The sequence below is a fragment of the Massilia sp. LMS1-1-1.1 genome (assembly GCF_040815535.1).
Lineage (GTDB): Bacteria > Pseudomonadota > Gammaproteobacteria > Burkholderiales > Burkholderiaceae_D > Janthinobacterium > Janthinobacterium aestuarii.
Map to the genome: position 1 here is coordinate 1 of NZ_JBFPNG010000014.1, position 674 is coordinate 674.

Genomic DNA, 674 nt, shown 5'->3' on the forward strand with positions numbered 1-674 from the left:
GGACCGTGAAACAACTTTGCGCCGATGATAGTGCTGCAACCAGTGTGAAAGTAGGTTATCGTCAGGCTTGTTATTCGCAGTAGAGAAAAACCCGTCAAGCAATTGGCGGGTTTTTTTTCGTCTGGTGCTTTTGTTTGGCAGCTGGAGCAGCTGCCTGGCCGGCACCACCAGGTGCAGATGCAATGAATATGTCCGCTAATAGACAAGCACAAGCGGGCAGCAGGGCATTCCGAATGGAATTACCTGGGCAATTTGATGGTGATATGGCATCGAGTAATTAATTTCACACTTTCTTAGAATAAACCTTGCTGCCTGCGTATAGCTTTGCTATAGTTCGCCTCCCCAATGAGACGCTGCAGTTTGCGAAACAACGGGATCACTGGAAACGGTGAAGGTAGTAAAAAAGAAGGTTGACGGATTTAGCGAAATGCTTCATACTCTTCCTTCTTCGCAGCTGACAAACACAACGCTTTGTCGATAGCGCGAAAGCAGTACCGAATACAGTTCTTTAACAATTAACAGTCGATAAGTGTGGGCATTTGATGTAAGTGCAGCGATGATCTTCGGATTGTCGTAATACTTAAAATATCAAATGTTCACAAGAAATAATGAAATAGGCGCTACGAAAGTAGTGGCCTGTCAGTTTTTTGAGTGAGCGACCCGTCGCAAGACGG

At 45.5% G+C, this 674-nt stretch carries 1 protein-coding gene; it reads right to left on the bottom strand.

All coding sequences use genetic code 11. From position 1 onward, the window contains the following. Window positions 1-183, bottom strand: a 183-nt coding sequence (locus tag MRBLMS1_RS14930; protein WP_485880118.1) for a hypothetical protein, incomplete at its 3' end; no start/stop codon positions are given. Window positions 184-674: the final 491 nt, after the last annotated feature.